Origin of the sequence: Streptomyces sp. NBC_00663, assembly GCF_036226885.1 — a bacterium.
Taxonomy (GTDB): Bacteria; Actinomycetota; Actinomycetes; order Streptomycetales; family Streptomycetaceae; genus Streptomyces.
In genome coordinates, this window is the sequence record NZ_CP109027.1 from 1,190,788 (window position 1) to 1,215,168 (window position 24,381).

22 protein-coding genes are annotated in these 24,381 nt (G+C 72.2%); 8 read left to right on the forward strand and 14 right to left on the reverse strand.

The window, feature by feature from the left end; all coding sequences use genetic code 11:
* Window positions 1-63: 63 nt before the first annotated feature.
* From OG866_RS05480 to OG866_RS05505, 6 genes are read right to left on the reverse strand one after another with little or no spacing between them, the layout of a single operon-like run.
* The gene (locus OG866_RS05480) at window positions 64-1,185 is read right to left on the reverse strand and encodes a DegT/DnrJ/EryC1/StrS family aminotransferase (RefSeq protein WP_329332284.1); all 1,122 of its coding nucleotides are present in this window, start codon (window positions 1,183-1,185) and stop codon (window positions 64-66) included.
* Window positions 1,182-1,871, reverse strand: a complete 690-nt coding sequence (locus tag OG866_RS05485; protein WP_329332285.1) for an acetyltransferase — start codon at window positions 1,869-1,871, stop codon at window positions 1,182-1,184. Before OG866_RS05485 ends, OG866_RS05480 begins: the two co-directional genes overlap by 4 nt.
* Window positions 1,868-3,007, reverse strand: a complete 1,140-nt coding sequence (locus OG866_RS05490; protein WP_329332286.1) for a DegT/DnrJ/EryC1/StrS family aminotransferase — start codon at window positions 3,005-3,007, stop codon at window positions 1,868-1,870. Before OG866_RS05490 ends, OG866_RS05485 begins: the two co-directional genes overlap by 4 nt.
* Complete coding sequence (locus OG866_RS05495; protein ID WP_329332287.1) at window positions 3,004-3,990, reverse strand: SDR family NAD(P)-dependent oxidoreductase; 987 nt, start codon at window positions 3,988-3,990, stop codon at window positions 3,004-3,006. The genes OG866_RS05490 and OG866_RS05495 overlap by 4 nt, the downstream gene beginning before the upstream one ends.
* Before the next feature lie 32 nt (window positions 3,991-4,022).
* The gene (locus OG866_RS05500) at window positions 4,023-5,072 is read right to left on the reverse strand and encodes a Gfo/Idh/MocA family protein (protein WP_329332288.1); all 1,050 of its coding nucleotides are present in this window, start codon (window positions 5,070-5,072) and stop codon (window positions 4,023-4,025) included.
* Between the two features lie 59 nt (window positions 5,073-5,131).
* Window positions 5,132-6,571, reverse strand: a complete 1,440-nt coding sequence (locus OG866_RS05505) for a sugar transferase (protein WP_329332289.1) — start codon at window positions 6,569-6,571, stop codon at window positions 5,132-5,134.
* 366 nt (window positions 6,572-6,937) lie between these two features.
* Here OG866_RS05505 and OG866_RS05510 point away from each other — a divergent pair, with 366 nt between their 5' ends.
* From OG866_RS05510 to OG866_RS05520, 3 genes are read left to right on the forward strand one after another with little or no spacing between them, the layout of a single operon-like run.
* Window positions 6,938-7,786 carry a glycosyltransferase gene (locus tag OG866_RS05510; RefSeq protein ID WP_329332290.1) on the forward strand — a complete coding sequence of 283 codons (849 nt, stop codon included), beginning with the start codon at window positions 6,938-6,940 and terminating at the stop codon, window positions 7,784-7,786.
* A gap of 49 nt (window positions 7,787-7,835) precedes the next feature.
* Window positions 7,836-9,101 (forward strand): MFS transporter, encoded by a 1,266-nt coding sequence (locus OG866_RS05515; RefSeq protein WP_329332291.1) that lies wholly within the window; start codon window positions 7,836-7,838, stop codon window positions 9,099-9,101.
* Between the two features lie 53 nt (window positions 9,102-9,154).
* The gene (locus OG866_RS05520) at window positions 9,155-10,177 is read left to right on the forward strand and encodes a TolB-like translocation protein (RefSeq protein ID WP_329332292.1); all 1,023 of its coding nucleotides are present in this window, start codon (window positions 9,155-9,157) and stop codon (window positions 10,175-10,177) included.
* Window positions 10,178-10,183: 6 nt separating this feature from the next.
* Here OG866_RS05520 and OG866_RS05525 read toward each other — a convergent pair whose 3' ends face one another.
* Together OG866_RS05525 and OG866_RS05530 are read right to left on the reverse strand one after the other, a co-directional pair.
* A complete protein-coding gene (locus OG866_RS05525) occupies window positions 10,184-11,128 on the reverse strand; it encodes an LLM class F420-dependent oxidoreductase (RefSeq protein ID WP_329332293.1) in 945 nt (314 codons plus the stop codon).
* Window positions 11,128-11,910 (reverse strand): ABC transporter ATP-binding protein, encoded by a 783-nt coding sequence (locus OG866_RS05530; protein WP_329332294.1) that lies wholly within the window; start codon window positions 11,908-11,910, stop codon window positions 11,128-11,130. The genes OG866_RS05525 and OG866_RS05530 overlap by 1 nt, the downstream gene beginning before the upstream one ends.
* Before the next feature lie 115 nt (window positions 11,911-12,025).
* Here OG866_RS05530 and OG866_RS05535 point away from each other — a divergent pair, with 115 nt between their 5' ends.
* The 3 genes from OG866_RS05535 (at window position 12,026) to OG866_RS05545 (ending at window position 15,380) form a co-directional block, all read left to right on the forward strand.
* Window positions 12,026-13,060 carry an ABC transporter substrate-binding protein gene (locus OG866_RS05535; RefSeq protein WP_329332295.1) on the forward strand — a complete coding sequence of 345 codons (1,035 nt, stop codon included), beginning with the start codon at window positions 12,026-12,028 and terminating at the stop codon, window positions 13,058-13,060.
* Window positions 13,061-13,091: 31 nt separating this feature from the next.
* The gene (locus tag OG866_RS05540) at window positions 13,092-13,841 is read left to right on the forward strand and encodes an ABC transporter permease (RefSeq protein ID WP_329332296.1); all 750 of its coding nucleotides are present in this window, start codon (window positions 13,092-13,094) and stop codon (window positions 13,839-13,841) included.
* Between the two features lie 144 nt (window positions 13,842-13,985).
* On the forward strand, window positions 13,986-15,380 hold the full coding sequence (locus tag OG866_RS05545) for an MFS transporter (RefSeq protein ID WP_329332297.1): 1,395 nt from the start codon (window positions 13,986-13,988) through the stop codon (window positions 15,378-15,380).
* A 43-nt stretch (window positions 15,381-15,423) separates the two neighbouring features.
* On the opposite strand, the gene OG866_RS05550 is transcribed toward OG866_RS05545, so the two are convergent.
* From OG866_RS05550 to lnt, 4 genes are all read right to left on the reverse strand, one after another.
* Window positions 15,424-17,349 (reverse strand): helix-turn-helix domain-containing protein, encoded by a 1,926-nt coding sequence (locus OG866_RS05550; protein ID WP_329332298.1) that lies wholly within the window; start codon window positions 17,347-17,349, stop codon window positions 15,424-15,426.
* Window positions 17,350-17,416: 67 nt separating this feature from the next.
* Complete coding sequence (locus OG866_RS05555) at window positions 17,417-18,217, reverse strand: 3-hydroxybutyrate dehydrogenase (protein ID WP_329332299.1); 801 nt, start codon at window positions 18,215-18,217, stop codon at window positions 17,417-17,419.
* 54 nt (window positions 18,218-18,271) lie between these two features.
* Window positions 18,272-18,751 (reverse strand): NUDIX hydrolase, encoded by a 480-nt coding sequence (locus tag OG866_RS05560; protein ID WP_329332300.1) that lies wholly within the window; start codon window positions 18,749-18,751, stop codon window positions 18,272-18,274.
* Between the two features lie 9 nt (window positions 18,752-18,760).
* On the reverse strand, window positions 18,761-20,383 hold the full coding sequence (gene lnt, locus OG866_RS05565; protein ID WP_329332301.1) for an apolipoprotein N-acyltransferase: 1,623 nt from the start codon (window positions 20,381-20,383) through the stop codon (window positions 18,761-18,763).
* A gap of 339 nt (window positions 20,384-20,722) precedes the next feature.
* Between lnt and OG866_RS05570 the strand changes: the two genes are divergently transcribed.
* A complete protein-coding gene (locus OG866_RS05570; protein ID WP_329332302.1) occupies window positions 20,723-21,727 on the forward strand; it encodes an O-antigen ligase family protein in 1,005 nt (334 codons plus the stop codon).
* 7 nt (window positions 21,728-21,734) lie between these two features.
* Here OG866_RS05570 and OG866_RS05575 read toward each other — a convergent pair whose 3' ends face one another.
* Window positions 21,735-22,277 (reverse strand): hypothetical protein, encoded by a 543-nt coding sequence (locus OG866_RS05575; protein WP_329332303.1) that lies wholly within the window; start codon window positions 22,275-22,277, stop codon window positions 21,735-21,737.
* Window positions 22,278-22,361: 84 nt separating this feature from the next.
* Window positions 22,362-23,147, reverse strand: a complete 786-nt coding sequence (locus OG866_RS05580; protein WP_329332304.1) for a glutamate racemase — start codon at window positions 23,145-23,147, stop codon at window positions 22,362-22,364.
* Window positions 23,148-23,186: 39 nt separating this feature from the next.
* Between OG866_RS05580 and OG866_RS05585 the strand changes: the two genes are divergently transcribed.
* Entirely contained in the window at window positions 23,187-24,380 is a 1,194-nt protein-coding gene (locus OG866_RS05585) for a glycosyltransferase (protein WP_329332305.1), read from the forward strand.
* The last annotated feature ends 1 nt before the right edge of the window (window position 24,381 follow it).

Below are 24,381 nucleotides of genomic sequence, written 5' to 3' on the forward strand. Positions count from 1 at the left end.
TGTGTACCTCTCAGCGGTGCTGTGCAGGACCGACCCGTGCGGGTGGGGTGAAGCGGGGACCAGTCAGCCGGCGAGCGCGTCGGTGAGCGTCTCCACGACGCGCTGCTGCTGGTCGGGGGTGATCTGCGGGAACAGCGGCAGCGACAGGATCCGGTCCGCCGCCTGCTCCGCGCTCGGGAAGTCGCCGCGCTCATGGCCGAGTTGGGCGTACGCCGGGGTGAGATGGACCGGTGCCGGATAGTGCACCCCGGCGCCGATGCCCTCGGCGTTGAGCTTGCCGACGATGTCGTCCCGGTCGGCGTCGGCGACCTGGACGACGTACAGGTGCCAGACATGGACGTTGCCGGCGGCCGTCACCGGCAGCACGATCCGGCCGGTGTCCGCGAGGGAGGCGAGCAGGTCGTCGTAGCGCGCGGCCGCCGCCCGCCGGGCCGCGTTGCCGTCCGCCAGCCGCTTGAGCTTGGCCCGCAGGACAACCGCCTGGAGTCCGTCGAGCCGGCTGTTGAACCCGGGCACGTCGTGCCGGTACTTGGCGACGCCACCGTGGTTGGCGAGGGCGCGCACCAGGTCGGCCGCCGACTCGTCGTCGGTCAGCACGGCGCCGGCGTCGCCGTAGGCGCCCAGGTTCTTGCCGGGGTAGAAGCTGGTCGCCGCGATGCCGGCGGTGCCGGGCGTACGGCCGTCGCGGGTCGCGCCCTGGCACTGGGCCGCGTCCTCCACGACCCGTACACGGTCGGGCAGTTGCCTTGCGAGTGCGTTCACCTCGGCCATCTGGCCGTACAGGTGCACCGGCACCACGGCCCGGGTCTTCGGGCCCACCGCGGCCAACGCGGCCCGGGGGTCGAGGAGATGGCTGTCGGGCAGGCAGTCCGCGAGGACGGGACGGGCGCCGATCCGGGCCACCGCTCCGGCGGTGGCGATGAAGGTGTTGGCGGGTACGACGACCTCGTCACCGGGGCCCACGCCGCTCACGCGCAGGGCGAGTTCGACGGCGTCGGTGCCGTTGGCGACGCCCACGACATGCGCGACCTCGCCGAAGTCGGCGTACTCCCGCTCGAACTGGCGCACCTCGTCGCCGCCGACGAAGGCGGTGTGGGCGAGGACCCGTTCGAAGCCGGCCCGCACCTCCTCGGCGACCTCCTCGTGGGCCGCCTTCAGGTCCACGAGCGGTATCTGGTTGTTCACGTGGCCGGTCCCCCCATAGTTCGTGTCACAAGTTCCGCCAGCGCCGCGGCGCCCGCCTCGCGCAGCCGCCGGGCCGGGCTCCCCACCCAGACCTCGCCCGGCGGTACGTCGCCGAGCACACCGCTGCCCATGCCGATCTGCGACCAGGCGCCGATCGTGGTGCCTTCCCTGACCAGGGCGCCGGAGCCGACGTAGGCCCCCCGCTCCAGCCGTACTCCCCCGCCCAGCCGGACGCCCGCGGTGAGTGTCGCGAAGTCCTCGATCACGTCGTCGTGGGTGAGGACGACGTGCGGCATCACCGCGACATGCGCGCCGACGCGCACCGCGGCGGTGAGCACGCAGTGCGCGAGCAGCACCGAGCCGGGGCCGATCACCGAGGTGCCGGACACCACGGCCGTCGGGTGGACGACGGTGGCGTACCGCTCCTCGGGCAGAGCGAACCGGCGGACCAGCCGGGCGCGGGCCGCGTAGTCCCGCGGATTGCCGACGCACACCACGACCTGGGCCTCGGGCAGTTCGTGCACCAGGTCGCCGCCGCCCAGCACGGGGACACCGTCCACCTCGGTGCCGTGCAGGGCGGGGTTGTCGTCGAGGTGTCCGAGCAGCGTGAACTCGCCCGCGTCCCGCACGGCCTGTGCGGTCTCCCGGGCGAAGCCACCGGCGCCGACGATCACAAGTCCGGTCATCCACGGGCCTGTTCGCGCAGAGCGGCCACGACGCGGTCCTGCTGGGCCTCGGTCATCGTGTGGAACAGCGGCAGGATCAGCGAGTCCCGGGTGATTCGCTCGGTGACGGGCAGCGGGGTGTGCGGGTGGTCCGCGTAGGCGGGTTCGAGGTGTGCGGCCATGATCCCGCGCCGGGCGGAGACCCCGGCGTCGGCGAGCGCGCCGAGCAGTTCGTCGCGGCCGACGGGGAAGTCCTCGTCCAGCAGCACCCAGTAGGACTGGAAGTTGGACTGGCCGTGCGCGGGATCGCGTACGGCGGTCAGGCCGGGGACGTCGTGCAGCAACGCGTCGTAGCGGGCGGCCAGTTCTCGGCGGCGGGCGATCATGGCGTCGAGCTTGCCGAGCTGGACCAGGCCGATCGCGGCCTGGACGTCGGTCATCCGGTAGTTGAAGCCGACTTCCAGGTAGCTCTCCATCACCGGCTTGTTGCTGGCGTGGCGTTCGGCCGCCGAGGCGTTCATGCCGTGCTCGCGCAGCCGGCGCAGCCTCGCGGCCCACTCGGCGTCGTCCGTGGTGAGCATCCCGCCCTCGCCGGCGGTGACGAGCTTGCGGGGGTGGAAGGACCAGGCGGCCAGCAGCGCCCCGTGTCCGACGGGCTTGCCGCCGACCGTGGAGCCGATGGCGCAGGCCGCGTCCTCGACCAGGGGCAGGTCCCAGTCGGCGCAGACGGACCGCAGCGCGGTCACGTCGGCCGGGACGCCGCCCTGGTGAACGGCCAGTACCGCCTTGGTCCTTGCCGTCCGGACCGCGTCCACGGTGGCCGGGGTCAGATTGCCGGTGGCGAGGTCGACGTCGGCGAACACCGGCTCGGCGCCGACGTACCGTACGGCGTTGGCGGTCGCGATGAAGGACAGCGAGGGCACCACGACCTCGTCGCCGGGCCCGAGACCGAGGGCGACGAGGGACAGGTGCAGGGCGGTGGTGCAGGAGCTGACGGCGATGCCGTGCTCGGCGCCGACCCGTTCGGCGAAGGCCTTCTCGAAGGCGGCGACGCGGGGGCCCTGGGCGACCCAGCCCGACAGCACGGCGTCGGAGGCGGCCTTGGCCTCCTCCTCGCCGAGCCACGGGATCATCACCGGGATGCGGTCGGCGCTCACTTGGCGGACTCCTTGGCGGCGGAGCGCTCCGCGCGCCACCACTCGACGAGGTCCTTGAGACCGGTACGCAGATCGATCTGTGCCGTGAACCCGAGCCGCTCGGCCGCCTGCGAGGTGTCGGCGAGCCGCCGGCTCACGCCGTTGACCGCGCGGGCGGGACCGTGCACCGGCTCCAGCCCTTCGGCGCCCATCGCCTCCAGCAGGCCGTCGGCGAGTTCGCGCAGCGAAGTCTCCGTGCCGCTGGCGACGTTGAACACCTCGTCGGTGATCTCCGACTCGGCGGCCAGCACATTGGCCCTCGCGATGTCACGGACGTCGACGAAGTCCATCGTCTGGGTGCCGTCGCCGAGGATCAGCGGCGGCTCGCCCGCCTCGATGCGCTCCATCCAGCGGATGAGGACCTCGGTGTAGAGGCCGTGGATGTCCATCCGGGGGCCGTAGACGTTGAAGTAGCGCAGTGCCACGTAGTCCAGGTCGTACATGGCGTGGAAACTGCGCAGCATGCCCTCGTTGAAGGCCTTCGCGGCGCCGTAGAAGGTGTCGTTGTTGTACGGGTGGTGCCGCTCGGTCGTCGGGAAGTCCTCGGCCATGCCGTAGACGGACGCCGAGGACGAGGCGATCACCTTGGCAACGCCGGCCGCTGCCGCCGCCTCCAGGACGTTGAACGTCCCGTCGACCAGCACCTCGTTGGCGAGCCGGGGCTCCTCCGCGCACTGGGTGATGCGGATCGCGGCGAGGTGGAACACCAGGTCGGCGCCCTCGGTCACCTTCTTCACGGTGTCGATGTCACGGACATCGCCCTCGACGACCTCCACCACACCGCTCGGCAGGGCCTGGGCGAGGTTGGCGCGCCGCCCGCGCACAAAGTTGTCGAGTACGACGATCTCGCGGGCGCCGCCTTCGGCGAGGAGGTCGACGAGGTTGGAGCCGATGGTGCCGGCGCCCCCGGTGACCAGGATCTTCTTGCCACGAACGCTGCTCAACTGCTGTGCCCTCTCACGTGTGTTGACTTGGCTCAACGCCCGGCGCGCAGGCCGACGACCGCGCCCTTGAACTCCAGGCTCCGGGAGGCCGCCTCCAGAATGTCCAGCACGCGCAGGCCCGCCCGGCCGTCGGTCAGCGGCGCCCGGCGCTCGCGGATCGCGTCGCCGAACTCGTCGACCATGCTGCGCAGCGCCTCCTTCTCGCCGAGGGCGGGCGCGACCATGTCGCCGGAGCGGTACGAGACGAGCATGTCCCGGCGTTCGTCCGCGCCGATCTCCTGCGGCGAGGCCAGGTCCACGCCACGGTCGTAGACAGCCACCCGCTGAAGGGGGTTGAGGTCGTCCCAGACCAGGGTGCGCTTGGCGCCGCCGACCATCGTGGTCCGCACCTTGGTCGGGGAGAGCCAGTTGACGTGCACGTGGGCGATGGCCCCGGTGTTGAGCGTGAGCGTCAGATAGGCCACGCAGGCCTGTCCGGCCCCGATCGGGTCGGCCCCGTGGGCGGCGACGGCGACCGGTTCGACGCCGGCGGGGAGGATGAAGTCCAGGATCGACAGGTCGTGCGGGGCCAGGTCCCACATGACGTCGATGTCCTTCTGGACCAGCCCGAGGTTGATGCGGACGGAGTCGACGAAGTGGATCTCGCCGAGTTCCCCGGAGTGGACCATGTCCCTGATCCGGCCCACGGCGGGTGTGTAGCAGTAGGTGTGGTCGCACATCAGGGTGAGCCCGCGTTCCTCCGCCTCGGTCACCAGGCGCATCCCGTCGGCGTAGGTCGCCGCGAGCGGCTTCTCGACGAGGACGTGCTTTCCGGCGCGCAGGGCGGCCAGGGCGATGTCGAGGTGGGTGCCGGCGGGGGTGGCCACGGCGACGGCGGCCACCTCGGGGTCGGCGAGGACGGCCGCGTAGTCCGCGGTGGCCTGGACGGTGGAGTAGGCGCCGAGGACCCGCTGGGCCCGGTCCACGTCGAGGTCGCACAGCCGGCGCAGCCGGAAGCGGTCGCTGGCCTGGAAGTTGCGTACGAGGTTGGGACCCCAGTAACCGGCCCCGACGACCGCGACCCCCAACGGCTCCTGCGTCACAGCGCTCCTCTTTCCTCGGTTCTTCGGTAGGTCCCGGTTCTTCGGTAGGTCCCGGCTCATCAGTAGGCCCCCGTTCCACGCACCACCGCGGACCCGGTGCGCAGCAGAATGGTCAGGTCGAGGCCCATCGACCAGTTGTCCACGTAGCCGAGATCGAGCCGGACCGCCTCGTCCCAGGGCAGGTCGGAACGGCCGCTGACCTGCCACAGTCCGGTGAGCCCTGGCTTGACGAGCAGCCGGCGCTTGATGTCGGAGGTGTACTCCTCGACCTCTTCGGGCAGCGGAGGACGCGGCCCCACGAGCGACATGTCGCCCCGCACCACGTTGAGCAGCTGCGGCAGTTCGTCGAGGGAGCTGCGGCGCAGGAACGCGCCGACGCGGGTGACGCGCGGGTCCTGCTTCATCTTGAACAGCAGGCCGTCGCTGTTCTCGTTGAGGTGCGCCAGCTCCGCCTTGAGGGCCTCGGAATCGGTCCGCATCGTACGGAACTTGAGCATGGTGAAGTGGTCGCCGTACCGGCCCACCCGCTGTTGGCGGAAGAGCGCCGGTCCTGAGCTGTCGAGCCGCACGACCAGGGCGACGAGGAGCATGGGCAGCGCGAGGAAAAGCAGCAGTACAGCCGCGAGGGAACGATCCAGCAGTTGCTTGGGCAGCCGCGCGAACCGGGAGAGGTTCGGCGCCTGGATCCGCACCAGCGGCACCCCGTTGGTGGGCCGGACCGCGAGCCGCGGCGCGGACACGTCGGCCAGCATCGGGGCCAGCAGGAAGTCGACGCCCTGGGCGGCGGCCATCCAGGACATCCGGCGCAGGACGGAGGCGTCGAGCTCGGGCGCCGGGAGCACCACCATGGCGCTGACTCCCATGACCCGCACGACGTCGTTCATGTCGTCGACACCGCCGAGGACGGGGATCCCCAACTTGCGGATCTCCGTGGCGTTCTCGGGGTCGGTCAGACACACCCCGGCGAGCTGGAGCTCCTGCGCCCCGCCGCGGCGCAGTACGGCGACCAGTTCCAGGATGCCGTGCGCCGGACCGACCAGCAGGGTCGAGCTCCGGTCCCGGCCGCGCGCCCAGCGCCGGAGCAGTCCGCGGCGCAGCAGGTAGCGGACGGGCAGGGCGATCACGACAGCGGGTACCGCGGCCATGGTCATGTCATGGAAGAGGTCCGAGTCGTGCGCGAACAGCCAGTACGCGACCGCGGCCAAGGCCGGCAGTGCGACGGCTCCGCGCAGCACCCTTCGGTACTCCTCGGTCCCCTGTCCCAGGGCACCGCGGTCGTAGGTGCGATGGGCGAGCATCGCCAGGATCCAGGTCGGCGGCAGCACCAGGGCCACCGCCCAGCGGCCGTATGCGCCGTGGATCATCAATGCCGCGACAACGGCCGCGAGGCCGTCCGCGACGAGCAGAACGGTCCGGTACTTCCGGTCCCAGGGTCTTCGGCGAGCTGCCGGACGTCTAAGTTCCACATCCAATTGCTCATGCGTGACCTCAATGGTCATGGCCCCCCACCACAGGCGCAGCTACCCCTGGCCGCAAGAGATCAGGACATACCGTCGCACGTCCGCGGCAGGGCTGGATCAGTGCCGATGTGTCTCCTCCACACAGCGACACCGGAATCAAGAAAGCAGAGCCGGAAAGCAATCAAAAAGGCCCGCGACGGTTCCCCAACCGCCCCATGACCTTTGCAAGTTGGTCAATGAGAGTTTCCCATCCGGTTACCAAGGCGGCGCCTTGGCGTGCCTTCAGAGGTAAGTTCCCCTCCCCCACCGGCCCGGCGGACCTCAATCTAGAGCATTGAACGCAGTCACGGGAACAGTTGGACGAAACACACATCGCAATCGCGACACCGACGTCATACTGCCCAGGTGACGAGCATCGTGATCCCGGCGCACAACGAGGCGCGCGTCATCGGCCGGCTCCTCGACTCGCTGCTGGAGGACCCCGCGGACGAGCGGACGGACATCGTGGTTGTGTGCAATGGCTGCACCGACGACACCGCCCGGATCGCGGCCCAACGCGGCCCCCGCGTACGGGTGGTGGAGATCCCCGTGCCCTCCAAACACGCCGCGCTGCGGGCGGGCGACGACCACGCGCTCGGCTTCCCCCGGATCTACGTGGACGCCGACGTCGTCCTCTCGGGAGCGGATGCGCGGACCCTGGCCGAGCCCCTGGCGGACGACACCTCGGGCATCCTCGCCACCGCCCCCGAACGGCACCTTCCGCTGGCCGGCTGCGCCTGGCGGGTACGGGCGTATTACCGGGTGTGGCAACGCCTTCCGGCGGTGCGGGAGGGCCTGTTCGGCCGGGGTGTGATCGCGGTGTCCGAGGAAGGCCACGCCCGTATCGCGGCGCTGCCTCCGCTGATGGCGGACGACCTGGCCGCGTCCCTGGCGTTCACCGCCGGGGAACGGCGGGTGGTCGACGCGGCGCGGGTCGTGGTCCATCCGCCGCGCACCTGGGGGGACTTGATCAAACGCCGGATCCGGGCCATGGTCTCCACCGCGCAGGTCGAACAGCACCGGGACCCGGCGGAGGCCTCCGCGCGCACGAGCGTGGCCGACCTCAAGGGCCTGCTCCGCAAGGAGCCGAGGCTCCTCGCGGCGGTCGTCGTGTTCGTCGGCGCGGCGGTCGTCTCCCGGCGCCGGGCCCAGAAGGCCATCCGGGCCCGGGACTTCGACACCTGGCTGCGGGACGACAGCAGTCGGCAGAACTGATCGCACCGCGATCGGCACGCATGGGCACACCGCACCTGGAGTCCTGATCATGTACCTCACCGACCGCTCCGCCACCCCGGAGGCGGACACCGCGCCGGGCCGAAGACGCGGCCCGGGGTCCAGGGTCGCCCCGGTCGTGCTCGTACTGGGCACGGTCAGTCTGATCACCGACATCTCGTCGGAGATGGTCACCGCCGTCCTCCCCCTCTATCTCGTCACCACCCTCGGCTTCAGCCCCCTCGGCTTCGGCGCCCTCGACGGCGTCTACAACGGCGTCAGCGCACTGGTGCAGCTCACCGGCGGCCATCTCGCCGACCGGATCCGCAACCACAAGCTGCTCGCCGGGCTCGGCTACGGCCTGTCCGCGCTGTGCAAGCCGCTGCTCCTGCTCGCCGGCAGCATCGGCGCCCTCGGCACCGTTCTCGCCCTGGACCGGACCGGAAAGGGCCTGCGCACCGCCCCGCGCGACGCGATGATCTCCCTCTCCACACCGGTCGAGCGGCAGGGCCGCGCCTTCGGTGTGCACCGGGCGATGGACACCACCGGCGCGATGCTCGGCCCGCTGGCCGCCTTCTTCATCCTGCGCGCCGCGGCCGACGGCTACGACGCCGTGTTCGGCGTGAGCGCGTGCGTCGCCGTGCTCGGTGTGGTCGTACTCCTGCTGTTCGTGCCCGGCAAGCGACGCGACACACCGGACGAGGCCGGGGCCGAACCGAGGCCGCCCGTCCGGGTCGGGGAGGCGCTGGCGCTGCTGCGGGTGCCGCGGCTGCGGGCGCTCGCCGGGTGTGCCGCGCTGCTCGGTCTGACCACCGTCAGCGACGCGTTCGTCTATCTGCTGCTCCAGCGCCGGGCGGGGGTCGGCGAGGAGTGGTTCACGCTGCTGCCGCTGGGCACCGCCGTGGTGTTCCTGCTGCTGGCCGTGCCGCTCGGCGCGCTGGCCGACCGGATCGGGCGGCGCACGGTGTTCCTCGCCGGCCACGTCGGCCTGCTCACCGCGTACGCCCTGCTGCTGTGGGCCCCGGACACCCCGCTGCTCGTGCCTGCCGTGCTCGCCCTGCACGGCGTGTTCTACGCGGCCACCGACGGGGTGCTGCCGGCCGCGCTGGCCGCGGTCGTGCCCGAGCGTCTGCGCGCCAGCGGCCTCGCCATCGTCGGCACCAGCCAGGCGCTGGCCCGCTTCTGCTGTTCGCTTGCCTTCGGCGCCGCCTGGACCCTGTGGGGCGACGGTCCGGCCCTGGCCGGCTCGGCGGTGGGCCTGCTGTGCTGTGCAGCGGTCGCGGGTGTGGTGCTGCGGCCGTCCGGCGGGTCACGATGACCGCCGCGCCTCCCGGCATCACCACGGAACCGACAACCGCCTCAAGGATCCCCATGACCTCGCTCCGCCGCCGCCTGCTCATCCTCGTCGCGGCGGTCGTGCTGCTGGCCGGTCTGGCCACCGGCATGGTCCTGCACGCCGCCGACCGCGCGGACCGGGCCAACCAGCCACAGGCCGGCGGACCCGCCGTCAGTTCGGGCAAGTTGACGCTCGACCGCAAGAACCTGCTGACCTTCGTCAACGCGGCCGCGGGCCCGCACCGCACCGCCGTCGCCGCGGTACCGTCCGCCGACCCCGGCGCCGGGCGGACCGCGTCGGACCTGAAGTGCGCCCGCTTCTACGCGGCGGCGGGAACGGGCGTCTGCCTCCAGTCCGACACCGGCGTCCTCAAGCAGAGCAACCGCGCCCTGCTCCTGGACGCCGACCTGCGCACCGTACGCACCTTCCCGCTCGCGGGCATCCCCAGCCGGGCCCGGGTCTCGCCCAGCGGCCGCTTCGTCGCCTGGACGGTCTTCGTGTCCGGCGAGTCCTACGCGTCCGCCTTCTTCTCCACCCGCACCTCGATCCTCGACACCCGTACGATGAAGCTGATCCCCAGCCTGGAGACGTTCTCGATCAAGCTGGACGGGAAGGCGTACAACGCGGCGGACATCAACTTCTGGGGCGTCACCTTCGCCACCGACGACGACACCTTCTACGCGACCCTGAACACCGCCAACAAGACGTACCTGGTGCGGGGTTCGCTCTCCGGGCAGTCGGTGACCACGCTGGTCGAGAACGTGGAGTGCCCCTCCCTCTCCCCCGACGGGAGCCGCGTCGCCTTCAAGAAGCGGGTGCTGTCACGCACCGACCTCTGGCGCGAATACGTCCTCGATCTGCGCACCCTGCGCGAGACCCCGCTCGCCGAACGGCACAGCGTCGACGACCAGGCCACCTGGCTGGACGACGACACCGTCGCCTACGCCCTCCCCGCCGAGGGCAAGGTCGGCACCACCGATCTGTGGAGCGTGCCCGCCGACGGCAAGGGCACGCCGCACCTGTTGATCGCGGGCGCGTCGTCCCCGGCACCCCTGTAGGCGCTGCTACAGCTGCGGGAGCACGTCCCCGGCGATGAGTTCCAGGTGGTCGAGGTCGTGGAGGTCGATCAGCCTCAGATGGACGCGGCTCGCTCCGATCGCGGCGAACTCACCCAGCCGCCGCACGAGTTGGGCCGGGGATCCGATCACCGGATCCTCCGGCGGCAGCGCGCTCTTGACGTGCAGCGGGGCGGCCCGCCGTCGCGCCTGCGCGTCGGTACGGCCGATGGCCACCACGACCCCGGCCGAGAGCACCAGGGGTGACCGGCCGCTGTCGGCCCGCCCGGTCCGCTCGCACGCCTCGGCGACCCGCCGGTACGCCCGGGCGGTCTCCGCCACCGACGTGAACGGCATGTTGAACTCGTCGGCGTACCGGGCCGCCAGCTCCGGGGTCCGCTTCGGCCCGCGCCCGCCCACGATGATCGGCGGCCCGGGCACTTGCACCGGCTTCGGCAGAGCGGGCGCGTCGACCAGCCGGTAGTGCTCGCCGAGATGGCTGAAACGCTCGCCGACCGGGGTCCGCCACAGCCCGGTGAGCACCGCCAGTTGCTCCGCGAGCCGGTCGAAGCGCTCCGGGGCGGGCGGGAACGGGATGCCGTACGAGGTGTGCTCACGTGTGAACCAGCCCGCCCCGAGCCCGAGTTCGACCCGACCCCCGCTCATCCGGTCGGCCTGCGCCACCGTCACGGCGAGCGGGCCGGGGAGCCTGAAGGTGGCCGGGGTGACCAGGGTGCCGAGGCGGATCCGGGAGGTCTCCCGGGCGAGCGTGCCGAGCGTCAGCCAGGCGTCGGTGGGACCGGGCAGACCGGGATCGTCCCCCATGGCCTGATAGTGGTCGGCCCGGAAGAAGCCCTCGAATCCGCAGTCCTCGACGCGTTGTGCGAAGCGCAGCTGGTCCTCGTAGTCGGCGCCGCGGTGCGGCTCGGTGAAGACACAGACCCGCAAACTCATCACCCCTCCGTCTCGGCCGGTGCGGACTGGTCCCGTTCCATGAGCAGTTCGTGCAGATCGGCGCTGCACCGGGCGACTTCGCCGAGATGTTCGGTGCGGCCCAGGGTCCTCGGCCGGGGTATGCGGATGTCGACGATCTTGCGGATCCGGCCGGGGCGCGGGGTGAGCACCACGACCCGGTCGGCGAGCAGCACGGCCTCGTCGATGGAGTGGGTGACGAACACGACGGTGGACGCGTTCTCGGCGTGGATGCGCTGGAGTTCCACCGCGAGATCGGCGCGGGTGAGCGCGTCGAGTGCGGAGAAGGGCTCGTCCATGAGCAGCACCCGCGGTTCGCCCATCAGCGACCGGCACAGGGCGACACGCTGCTGCATTCCGCCGGACAGCTCGTGCGGCCGGTGCTTCTCGAAGCCGCTCAGCCCGGCCGTCGCCAGCAGTTGGTGCGCCCGCTCGCGGTGCCGGGCCTTGTTCCAGCCGAAGATCTCCACAGGCAGCAGGACGTTGTCGAGGACGGACCGCCAGGGCAGCAGGGCCGGCCGCTGGAACAGCAGGGCGACGTCCCGCCGGGCCCCGGCGACCCGCTCGCCGCCGATGGTGATCTCGCCGGTGGTGGCCGACAGCAGCCCGGCGATCAGCCGGAGCAGGGTGGACTTGCCGCACCCGGAGCGGCCCACCACGGCCACGAACTCGCCCTCGGCGATGTGCAGGCCGATGTCCTGGAGCGCCACCGTGGAGCCGGACCGGCCGGCGAAGCTCCGCGACACACCGGTCAGTCCGATCATCCGGCGTCCCCTTCCCCGCACCTGGCTCACAACTGCCCGTTTCTCGTACGCTGTTGACCGCATCAAGTGTCATGCCCTCGACGGTTCCGTCCTACCGTTCGGAAAGGACAACACTGTGCGCAAGTTCAGGTTCGCCCGTACGCTCGCCGCGGCAACCCTGGCCACGGGGCTGGCGCTGACGGCGGGGTGCGGCGGCTCGGATTCCGACGCGGACGCCGGTGACGACGCCAAGGCCCTCAAGAAGGTCACTTATCTGACCTCCTTCGGCAACTTCGGCCGGGACGCGTACGCCTGGGTCGCGAAGGACAAGGGGTTCTTCAAGGAGGCCGGCTTCGACGTGACGATCCGGCCGGGGCAGGGCACCGGCGGCGTGATTCCGGCCGTCGTGAGCGGCCAGGCGCAGTTCGGCCCCATCGATCTGACGGGCGGTCTGCTGTCCCTGGGCAACGGTCAGGCGAAGGACTTCGTCGCGGTGGCCGCCGTCCAGCAGCACACCATGGCGGCGATCGCCACCACCGAGGGCAGCGGCATCGCGAAGCCGAAGGACCTCGAGGGCAAGCGGCTCGCCGACACGCCGGGCTCCGTCGTACGCAACCTCTTCCCGACGTACGCCCGCCTCGCCGGCGTGGACGCCGCCAAGGTGACCTGGGTGAACGGCGAGGCGCAGACCCTGATGGGGACGCTGGCCGGTGGCTCGGTCGACGGCATCGGCCAGTTCGTCGTGGGCAAGCCGACCATCGAGGCGGTGACGAAGAAGAAGGCGGTGCTGCTGCCGTACAGCGACGTGATCCCCGACCTGTACGGAAACGTGCTGATCACGTCCAAGAAGATCGCCGAGCAGGATCCGGAGATGGTGCGGCGCTTCACGGCCGCGCTCCTCAAGGGCCTGGAGTACAGCCTCGCCCACTCCCAGGAGGCCGCCGGGATCCTCCAGCGGAACGTGGACGTCACGAATCCCGCTTCCGCGGCGGCCGAGTTGGAGTTGATGGCCGGGTACGTCACGCTGAAGGACGGCTCCGGCGCGGTGATCGGGTCGCTGGACTCGGGGCGGGTGGCGAAGAGCATCAAGATCCTTGAGGACGCGGGCACGCTCCCGAAGGGAATGACCCCTGACCAGATCATCGACTTCGACCTGGTTCCGAAGGCCTGATCGCACCGCGCGCCGGACGGGCATCGGCATCGTGCTGCTGCCCCTGGCCGGACTGCTGGTCGCGCTGACCGGGTGGTGGCTTCTCACCTCAGGCCTGGCGGCGATCCACCCGGCGGTGCTGCCTCCGCCGGGTGCCGTGCGCTCGGCGTTCACCGCGCACCCGGCCCGGTTCCTCGAACACACCGGCGACACCACGGTGGAGACGGTCGTCGGGTTCGTCCTCTCCAGCGTCTGCGGCGTCCTGATCGGCCTGTCGCTGGCCGCCTCGCGCGTCCTGGAGCGGATGTTCACGCCCCTGCTGGTCGCCGTCAACGCGGTCCCGAAGATCGCGCTCGGACCGCTGCTGGTGGGCGCGCTGGGCTGGGGGCAGAAGCCGGTCCTGACCATGGTCTTCCTGCTCTGCTTCTTCCCGATCGTACTGTCCACCGCGACCGGCCTCACCTCGACCCCGGCGGATCTGGCCGAGTTGGCGCGTTCACTGGACGCCTCGCGCTGGCAGGCGTTCCGCAAGGTGCGGCTCCCCGCCGCGCTGCCGCAGATCTTCGTCGGACTGAAGGTGGCCATGCCGCTCGCCGCGATCGGCGCGGTCATCGGCGAGTTCCAGGCCGGTGAGTCGGGGCTCGGCTATCTGATCGTGCAGGCCGGCGGGGTGGGCGACACCGCCACCGCCTGGGCCGCGATCATCCTGATCGGGTTGATGAGCATCGTCCTCTACTTCGCCCTGGTACTGCTGGAACGCAGGGCGCTCCCCTGGGTCAGGGACACCACCTCGTCCCGCTGACCCGCCGCTCCGCGCCCAAGCATGGTGGCCTGACGCACAACAGCGCCCCGAACTATGTTGTCCCACCACATGTGCCCCTGACCTGCACCTTCCTACGGTGTGCGACACGTACCCGTCCCCACCGCACACGAGGAAGTGGCGCTCATGGCCTCCGCAGCATCCGCTCCGCCCACGCCCGCAACACCGGGCAACCTGAAGCGCATCGTCGCCGCCAGCCTCATCGGCACGACCATCGAGTGGTACGACTTCTTCCTCTACGGCTCCGCCGCCGCCCTCGTCTTCAACAAGCTGTTCTTCCCCGACTCCGACCCGCTCGTCGGCACCCTCTTGTCGTTCCTGACGTACGCCGTCGGATTCGCAGCCCGGCCGCTCGGCGCGCTGGTCTTCGGGCACTACGGCGACCGGCTCGGCCGCAAGAAACTGCTGGTGCTGAGCCTGCTGCTGATGGGCGGGGCGACCTTCGCGATCGGGCTGCTGCCCACGCACGCGACGGTCGGCTCGGCCGCGCCCGTGCTGCTGACCGCGCTGCGTCTGGTGCAGGGCTTCGCGCTCGGCGGTGAGTGGGGCGGGGCCGTGCTGCTGGTGTCCGAGCACGGGGACGCCAGGCGACGCGGCTTCTGGGCCTCCTGGCCGCAGACCGGCGCGCCCGCGGGGCAACTGCTGGCCACGGGTGTGCTGTCCCTGCTCACCGCGGTCCTCTCGGACAGCGCCTTCACCAGCTGGGGCTGGCGGATTCCGTTCCTGCTCTCCGGTGTGCTGGTGATGGTCGGTCTGTGGATTCGTCTGTCTGTCGATGAATCGCCGGTCTTCAAGCAGGCGTTGGCGCAGGCGGAGGCCCGCAAGGCGGAGCGGGGTGCGGACGCGGAGAAGCTGCCGATCGTCTCCGTGCTGCGCCATCACTGGCGGGACGTGCTCATCGCGATGGGCGCCCGGATGGCCGAGAACATCAGCTACTACGTCATCACCGCGTTCATCCTCGTCTACGCGACCACCGCCGCCGACGTCTCCAAGCAGACCGCGCTCAACGCGGTGCTGATCGCCTCGGCCGTGCACTTCGCGGTGATCCCGCTGTGGGGCGCGCTGTCGGACCGGATCGGCCGGCGTCCGGTGTATCTGCTGGGCGCGGCCGGCATCGGCCTGTGGATGTTCCCGTTCTTCTCCCTCATCGACACGGGCAGCTTCGGCAACCTGATCCTCGCCATCACCGTGGGTCTGGTGCTGCACGGTGCGATGTACGCGCCCCAGGCCGCCTTCTTCGCCGAGATGTTCGCGACCCGGATGCGCTACTCCGGTGCCTCGATCGGCGCCCAGTTCGCCTCGGTCGCGGCGGGCGCGCCGGCCCCGCTCATCGCCACCGCGCTGCTGGACGACTACGACAGCTCCACGCCGATCGCCCTGTACGTCATCGCCGCGGCGGTGCTGACGCTGATCGCGGTGGGCGTGGCCAAGGAGACCCGCGACCGGGACCTGGCGGACGTGGACTCCGCGGCCGACGCGGCGCCCGTGACGACGGAGACCGCGGACGCCCGCACCGTCTGACCTCCCGTATGGCCGGCCCCCGTACGCGACCCGCGTACGGGGGTCAGTGCTGTGTGGGCGCGGAGAGTATGTGCAGACGCAGGGCGAGCTGGACCTCCAGGGCGCGGGCGGGGCTCTGCCAGTCGTCGCCGAGAAGGCGGCCGATGCGTTCCAGGCGCTGGGCGACCGTGTTCACATGGACGTGCAGTTCGTCCTTGGTGCGGGCCGGGCTCATGCCGCAGGCGAAGTAGGCGTCGAGGGTGCGCAGCAGGTCGGTGCCGCGCCGCTCGTCGTACGAGACGACCTGGCCGATCGTGCGGTCGACGAACCCGGTGATGTCCCGGTCGCCGGCCAGGAGCAGGCCGAGGAAGCCGAAGTCCTCGGCCGCCGCCCCGTCTCCGGTGCGGCCGAGGAGCCGCAGCGCGTCGAGGCAGCGCCGGCCCTCCTCGTAGGCGGCCGTCACGCCGTCCGCTCTCGTGGCCAGGTCCGCCACGGGGGCCGAGGCGCCGACGGTGACCGCCTCGTGGACAGCCGTGCCCAGGTGGCGGGCGGTGCGGCGGGCCAGGGCGGTCGCGGTGTCGCCGGGTTTCAGAGGCAGCAGCAGAACGGTGCCGCCGTCGCGGGCCGCGGCCAGGCCGTGCCGGGTGGCGGCGAGGTGGGAGGCGGCCGACCACAGGCGTCTGCGGGCGTCGGCCTCCTGCTCGGCGTCGGCGGTGGTGCCGTCGAGGCGGGCGGCGAGGACCACATGGGTGGCGTCGAGGTCGGCGTGGAGGCGGGCGGCGCGCTCGCGCAGGAGGCGGGGGTCGCGGTCGCGGGCGTCGAGGAGGTCGTCGAGGAGCTCGCCGCGGACGCGCTGTTCGGCCTCGGCGGCGGAGCGTCGGGCGAGCAGCAGCAGCGAGGTGACCATCGCCGCGCGCTCCAGCGTGAGCTGGTCGACGGGGTCCAGGCCGGGGTGGCCGCGCAGGACGAGCGCGCCGAGCAGTTCGCCGCCGGCGGCCACGGCCGCGACCCAGTCGTCCCCATGCCTGACCGCGTGTCCTTCGGCGCGGGAGGCCTCCAGGGCCTCGGCCGGAGCGGCGGCGGCCTCCAGGAACTCGACCGTGCCGTCGAGGACCTCGGCGACGGCGGCCGCCACGTCGTGCACCCCGCCGCCGCGCAGGACGAGTTCGGCGAGCCGGTCGTGGACGTCGGAGGCACGCTCGATGACACCGCTGCGGTCGCGGATGATCTCGTTGGCCCGCTCCAGGTCGGCGAGGGCCGAGCGGGTCTCGGTGAGGAGGTTCGCGGTGTCGATGGCGGCCGCGGCCAGCGCGGCGAAGGAGCCGAGCAGGGCGATCTGCTCCCGCTCGAAGACCCGGGCGCGCCGGTCGGCGGCGAACAGCACCCCGATGACGTGGTGCCCCAGCGTCAGCGGCACACCGAGGATGGCGACCAGGCCCTCGTCCCGTACGCCGTTGTCGATGCTGCGGGTGTGCTGGAAGCGGTCGTCCTTGAAGTAGTCGTCGGTGACATAGGGGCGGGCGGTCTGGGCGACGAGGCCGCCGAGCCCCTCTCCCATGCCGAGCCGCAGCTGCTGGAAGCGGGCGGCGACGGAGCCCTCGGTGACCCGCATGTATGTGTCGCCCCGGGCGGGGTCGTTGAGGCTGAGGTAGGCGACGTCCGTGCCCAGCAGCGACCGGGCGCGCTGGACGATGGCCCGCAGGACGGCGTCCAGGTCGCGCAGTCCCGCCAGGTCGTGCGCGGTCTCGAAGAGCGCGGACAGCTCGGCCTCGCGGCGGCGCCGGCCCTCCAGCTCCGAGCGCACGCGCAGCGCGATCAGCTTGGCCTCCTCCAGCGCGGCGACACGCTCGGCAGGCCGTCCCTCGGCGCGGGCGACCAGCACCGGCTGCTCGTAGGCGTCGGCGGACGCGCCGCGGGCCAGCAGTTCGAGGAACGGGGCCTCGGTGCTGCCGGTGGGGCGTTCGGCGGACTGCACGTGATCGCGGGACATGTTCACAGGATTCCTCATCGCGCACTCACCTCGTCAGCCCTGTGGAAAACCCCGGCGGCACCACGGTTCAGTGCGCCGTCCAGCCCCCGTCGAGCACCAGGGACGTACCGGTCACGAAGGAGGCCTGCGGGCTGCACAGATAGGCGACGGCCTCGGCGACCTCCTCCGGTTCGATGAGCCGCTTGACCGCGCTGTCCTGGAGGAGCACCTCGGTCAGGACGCGCTCCTCGGGGATGCCGTGCGCCCGCGCCTGGTCGACGAGCTGCTTCTCGACGAGGGGGGTGCGGACATAGGCGGGGTTCACGCAGTTCGAGGTGACGCCGTGCGGGGCGCCCTCCAGGGCCGCCGTCTTGGACAGGCCCTCCAGGCCGTGCTTGGCGGCCACGTACGCCGACTTGAAGGGGGAGGCGCGCAGCCCGTGCACCGAGGAGACATTGACGATACGGCCCCACCCCTGCCCGTACATGTGCGGCAGGGCGCCCCGCACGAGGCGGAACGGGGCCTCCAGCATGACGGTGAGGACCGTGTGGAAGACGTCGGGCGGGAACTCCTCGATGGGGCGCACCAGTTGCAGCCCGGCGTTGTTGACCAGGATGTCGGTCCCGGCGGCGGAGAGTTCCGCGGCGTCCAGGTCGGTGAGGTCCAGGACGTGCGGTTCGACCGCGCCCGCGAGGTCCCGGGCCGCGTCGACGAGCTCCTCCAGCCCGGCGGCGTCCCGGTCCACCGCTCTGACCTTGGCCCCGGCCGCGGCGAGCCGCAGCACGCAGGCGCGCCCGATGCCGCCGGCGGCGCCGGTGACGAGGGCGGTGCGGCCGCCGAGGTCGAGCGTGGGGGCGTGGGGGGCCGGGAGGGCGCGAGCAGCTGTCATGGCACGACCCTAGGCAGCCACCGCACCTCACCCCATGTGGCCGTAACCCATACTTCAGCCGGATCCAGTGGGGTCGAACCATGTGGGTGCGTCCGCCAGGGCCTGCTTGATCCGGAACTTCCCGAACTCGTTCAGGTCCGGCAGGGAGTCCACGGCGAACCAGCCCACCTCCAGCGACTCGTCGTCGTTGACCTCGGCCTCGCCGCCGACGGCCCGGCAGCGCACGGTGATGTCCATGTACTGGCAGACGTCACCATTGGGGTAGGTGACCGGCTCCAGGGCCTGGACGAGGACGACGCGCTCGGCGACGCAGTGCACCGCCGTCTCCTCGAACACCTCGCGCACGGCGCAGGCGGCGGGCTGCTCTCCCGGCTCCGGGATACCTCCGATCAGCGACCACCGACGGGTGTCGGAGCGACGGTTCAGCAGCACCCTGCCCTCGTCGTCGAAGACGACGGCGGCGACTCCGGGGAGCCACAGCAGCTGATGGCCGACGGAGGCACGGAGATCACGGATGAAGTCGGGAGTAGCCATGTCCCGACCCTAGGGCCTGCCCGGACCGGCCGCTCCCGCCCGCCTGTTGCGCACGCGCGCGGAGATCGCCCAGCCCAGTCCGCCCGCGGCGATCACCACCAGGGCCATCTCGGGCAGGATGCCGAGCTTCGTGGCCGGCGTCTCCGAGGACCGCAGCGGCACCTTCTGGACCAGGGAGTCGGCGACGAACATGCCGGTCTTCTGGGTGATCCTCCCGTCCGGCATGATGATCGCGCTGACGCCGCTGGTGACCGGGACCGTCACGGTCCGGCTGTGCTCGACGGCACGGACCCGGGACATGGCGAGCTGCTGGTAGGTCATCTCGCTGCGGTCGAAGGTGGCGTTGTTGCTGGGCACGGAGATCAGCTGGGCGCCGTCGGTGACCTCGGAGCGCACGGCCCAGTCGAAGGCCGCCTCGTAGCAGGTGACCAGGCCGACCTTGGCGCCGGCCATGGTGAAGACGCCCGGTTCGGTGCCGCGGCTGAAGTCCTGGCGGACCATCGAGGTCCAGTCGCTGTTGATCGCCCCGATGAGCGAGCGCAGCGGGAGGTACTCGCCGAAGGGCTGGATCTGCCGCTTGTCGTAGGTGTCGGTCGGACCCTTCTTCGGGTCCCACAGGATCTGCTCGTTGTAGAGCTTGCCGCCGCGCTCGACGACGCCGCCGACCGAGATCGGCACGCCGATCGCCTTGGCGGCACCGTCGATGACGGCGCGCGCGTCGGCGTTGGCGAACGGGTCGACGTCCGAGGAGTTCTCGGGCCACAGCACGAAGTCGGGCTTGGCGACCTTGCCGGCCCTGACCTTCTCGGCCAGCCGCTCGGTCTCGCGCGCGTGGTAGTCGAGGACGGCACGCCGCTGGGCGTTGAAGTCGAGGCCCGCGCGCGGCACGTTGCCCTGGATGACGGCGACGGTCACCGTGCCGTTCTCGGCCTTGTCGCTGACCAGCGGGCGGGCGGCCAGCGCCCCGATGACCGGGACGACGAGGCTCAGCAGGGCGACCGCGGCGGCGGACCGCCGTATGTCCTGGCCACGGCGCTTGGCGACGAGGACGCGGACGACGTCGTACAGGCCGAAACCGCACAGGACGACCGCGAAGCCGAGCACCGGTGTGCCGCCCACGGCGGCCAGCGGCAGGAAGACGCCGTCGGCCTGGCCGAACGCGATCTTGCCCCAGGGGAAGCCGTTGAAGGGCGCACGCGCGCGTGCCGCCTCACCGGCGATCCACAGGGCGGCCGACCACAGGGGGGCGCCGGGCAGCTTCGACACCGTGGCGATGCCCGCGCCGACCAGCGCGACGAAGATCGCCTCGATCGCCACCAGCGCGATCCACGGCCCGGGGCCGACCTCCACGCCCGTCCACACCAGCAGCGGCAGCAGGAAGCCGAGGCCGAAGAGGTAGCCGAGGCCCAGGCCCGCCTTCCAGCCGCGCCCGCGCAGCACCCAGCCGAAGACGGCGAAGGCCGGAAGCGCGAGCCACCACAGGGTGCGGGGCGGGAAGCTGACGTAGAGCAGCACTCCGGAGAGCGTGGCGGCGAGGGCCGGGACGAAGCGCACGAGGCGTGCTCCGCGCGAGGCGGCGCCGAGCGGCTGAGCCCGGTCCGACTCGTCCACGGATGTTGCGGTGACGGTCACTCCGGGAGTGTACGGCGGGTGACCTGGGCACCGACAGCGCGGTCCGGAGGGCGGCACCGTCCCGCCCCCGCTCCCCCGCCCGTCCGCCGGGCCGGCACCGACCGCCCGGGACCACCCGTACCGCATCCGTCCTGCGCAACTCGTCCACAAACCGTCCATCAGCCGTTACGGTGTGCCGGAGCCTTTGTCGTGCGGCCGGTCAGGCGGCCGTGCGAGCGGGCCCGGCACAGGTCGGGGGGAGACCGGTTCGGGGGGTCGGTGGGGTCGACGGGGATCACGTCTGCGTCCGGTCCTGGAGAGGACGGCGACAGACGAAACGTTTCTGACGCGGCGGGTGTCGTGGTGCTCGGGGCCTGTGCCGTATGGGCCCTGATCACGGCGGCCGTGCACGAGGGCCGCCCCGAGGGCGTGCTGCTGGCGGTCCTCGCGGTGGCCGCCGGTTACGCGGCGGGGCGGATCTGCGGAGCGCTCCTGCCGGTCGCGCCCCTGTGCGCGGCGGCGCTGACCGGGGTCGGTCTGGTGGCGGCGGCCCCACGTCTCTCCCCCGGCCCGGAGATCGTCGCGCCGCTCGGTCACGCGGGCGGCGCCGCGGCGGTGCTGACCCTGTCCACGGGCGCCGCGTGCTGCGCCGCGTGGGCCGCACGCGCCCCGGTACCGCGGCTCATGCTGCGGGCCCTGGCCGCCGGGATCGTGGTGACGGCCGGATTCCTCGGTTCGGCCGGCGGCTGTGTCGCGAGCGGCGCGGTCCTGCTGGCCTCGCTCGCCGCCGGCCGGATGCGCGGCCACCGCGGTGCGGGCTTCGCCGGGCTGGCCCTCGCGGCGGCCCTGACCACCGGGCTGCCCTGGGCGGTCGCCGGCCGGGCGCTGCCGGAGGGGCTCACGGAGTCACTGGAGGGCCGGCTGACCCGGCACCGGATCGACCTGTGGCACGACGCGCTGCACATGGCGCACCGGGACGCGGGCCTGGGCGTGGGCCCCGGACGCTTCGGCGAACTCAGCACGACGGCGGCCCAGAGCCTGCTGTCCGACGGCAAACCGCACTCGGCGCCGCTCCAGCAGGCCGCCGAACAGGGAGTCGTCGGCGTACTGCTGCTCGCCGCGGTCTTCTGCTGGATGCTCTCCACACTGTGGCGCTCCCCGCGCCCCACACCGGTCGCCCTCACCGCGGGAGCGGCGCTGACCGCGCTGGCGGCGATCGCCTCGGTGGGCAACGCCCTCAGCTTCACGACGGTGTCGGTGGGCGCCGGACTGCTGGCGGGGCTGGCCGCGGCCCGCCCCCTGGCGGACGAATCGTCACGCCATCAGCTGGAGGTACGCCCCGCGGGCGACCGACTGGCTCCGTGAGACGCGCTCAGTGCGCCGCACCGTGCGTATGCGGCCGCAGCCGGTCCCGGATGATCTGTACGGCGGCCTCGGCGTCGTCCACGGTGATCGTGAACGTGTGCCCGTCCCACAGGCTCAGCCGCACGCCCTCACCACGGCGTACGACGACGGCGGTGCCCTTCTCCGGCCGCCAGCGGTAGCCCCAGCCACCCCAGTGCCTCGGCGTGACGTGCGCGACCTCGGCGCCGGCCACCAGGGAGAGGGGGATACGGCGGCGCGGCAGGCCCATGTGGCCGCAGCGCACCTCCAGGTGCTCCTCGTCGACCTTCAGCGCGACGTGCACGAACGCCAGTGTGCCGAACAGGACCAGCAGCCCGGCCGCGATACAGCCGACGACGGCCATGGCGAGCGGGGCGATACCGGAGGTCCATGCCGAGTCGACCGCGAGCTCGATGCCGAGCGCCAGACAGGCGGCACCCACGAGCGCCAGCAGCCACTGGTACCGGTTGGTGGCCCGTCCGGTCCAGACGTCGTCATGCGGCGCGCTCGCGCCCTGGGGGTGGTCCCTCATGCCAACGAGATTACTCAGGTTTCGCCGCGTGGGTAGCGCGTGGCGGAGAGTGACCGGGCCGGAAAGGGCCTTTCCCGCCTTCGGTCAGCGGGCGTGGGTGACCGCCTGGAGGAGCCTTCCTTCCTCGTACGTCAGGGCGGTCTCCGGCAGGGCTTCCTGCCGCCCGCTGAGCAGCACCGTGAGCGTGCCGTCCGCGGCGGCGTCGGGCGCGGGGGCCGCACCGATGCGGCGCAGCGCCTGGGCCGCCACGGCGCCGGCGGTGCCGTGCAGGATCAGCGGCGCCCGGCCGGGCCGCTGGACGGCCGCCCGGATGGGCTCGGCGACCAGTTCGTAGTTGGTGCAGCCCAGGACGACGGTCGTCACGTCCTCGGGCGTGCGGGCCGCGGCGGCGGCGACGGCGACCGCGACGGCCGCCTCGTCCGCGTGGTGCACGGCGTCAGCGAGCCCGGGGCAGGGCACCTCGGTGACGTCCACGCCGATGGCGAACTGCTCGATCAGGCCGCGCTGGTAGGCGCTGCCGGTCGTGGCGGGGGTGGCCCAGATGGCGACGGGTCCGCCGCCGGCCGCGGCCGGCTTGATCGCCGGGACGGTACCGATGATCGGCAGACCCGGTTCGAAGCGGGCCCGCAGTGCGGGCAGGGAGTGCACGGACGCGGTGTTGCAGGCGACGATCAGGACGTCGGGGTCGTGCTCGGCGGCGGCGCCGGCGACGGCCAGGGCCCGCTCGGTGATGTCCTCGGGGGTGCGCGGTCCCCACGGCATGCCGTCGGGGTCCCAGGACAGGACGAGATCCGCGTCGGGCCGCAGCCGGCGTACCGCGGCGGCGGCGGGGAGGAGGCCGAGTCCGGAGTCCATGAGCGCGATCTTCACCCGGCCACGATAGACGATGAGCCCTTCCCGGCCGGTCCGGTGGGGCAGACTGCGCCCGTGAGCGCCATCGCGTGGACCGCCGCCGTATCCCTCACCGCCTGGCTGTGGCTGTTGCTCTGCCAGGGCTTCTTCTGGCGCACGGACGTCAGACTTCCCGAGCGGCGCGAGCCGGACGACTGGCCGTCGGTCTGTGTCGTCGTTCCCGCGCGCGACGAGGCCGAGGTGCTGCCCGCGAGCCTGCCCTCGCTGCTCGCCCAGGACTATCCGGGACGGGCCGAGATCTTCCTCGTCGACGACGGCAGCACGGACGGCACGGGAGAGCTGGCCCGGGAACTGGCCCGGCTCCACGGCGGCCTTCCCCTCACCGTCGGCTCGCCGGGTGAGCCGCCCGCGGGCTGGACCGGCAAGCTCTGGGCGGTGCGCCACGGCATCGGCCTGGCACGCGCGCGTGACCCCGAGTACCTGCTCCTGACGGACGCCGACATCGCCCACGCCCCCGACAGCCTGCGCGGGCTGGTCGCGGCGGCGCGCACCGGCGGCTTCGACGTCGTCTCCCAGATGGCCCGGCTGCGGGTGGAGAGCCTGTGGGAACGTCTGGTGGTACCGGCCTTCGTCTACTTCTTCGCGCAGTTGTATCCGTTCCGCCGGATCGGGCGGAAGGGGTCGCGTACGGCGGCCACGGCGGGCGGCTGTGTGCTGCTGCGCACGGACGCCGCCGCGCGGGCGCGGATCCCGGACGCGATCCGGCACGCCGTCATCGACGACGTGGCACTCGCGCGCGCGGTCAAGGGCGGCGGCGGGCACATCTGGCTGGGGCTGGCGGAGCGGGTGGACAGCGTGCGTCCCTATCCGCGGCTGCACGACCTGTGGCGCATGGTCTCGCGCAGCGCGTACGCGCAGTTGCGGCACAGTCTCCTGCTGCTGACCGGCACGGTGGCGGGGCTCGCGCTGGTGTATCTGGTGCCGCCCGTGGCGCTGGGCGCGGGGCTCGCCGTGGGCGATGCGCGGGCCGTGCTGCTCGGTGGCGCGGCGTGGCTGGTGATGACGGGGACGTACGTCCCGATGCTCCGCTACTACCGGCAGCCGCTGTGGCTCGCTCCGCTGCTGCCGTTCACGGCGTTCCTCTATCTGCTGATGACGGTCGACTCCGCGGTGCAGCACTACCGGGGGCGCGGTGCGGCCTGGAAGGGCCGCACCTACGCACGTCCGGACACGGTCCCCGAGGAGGGGTGAC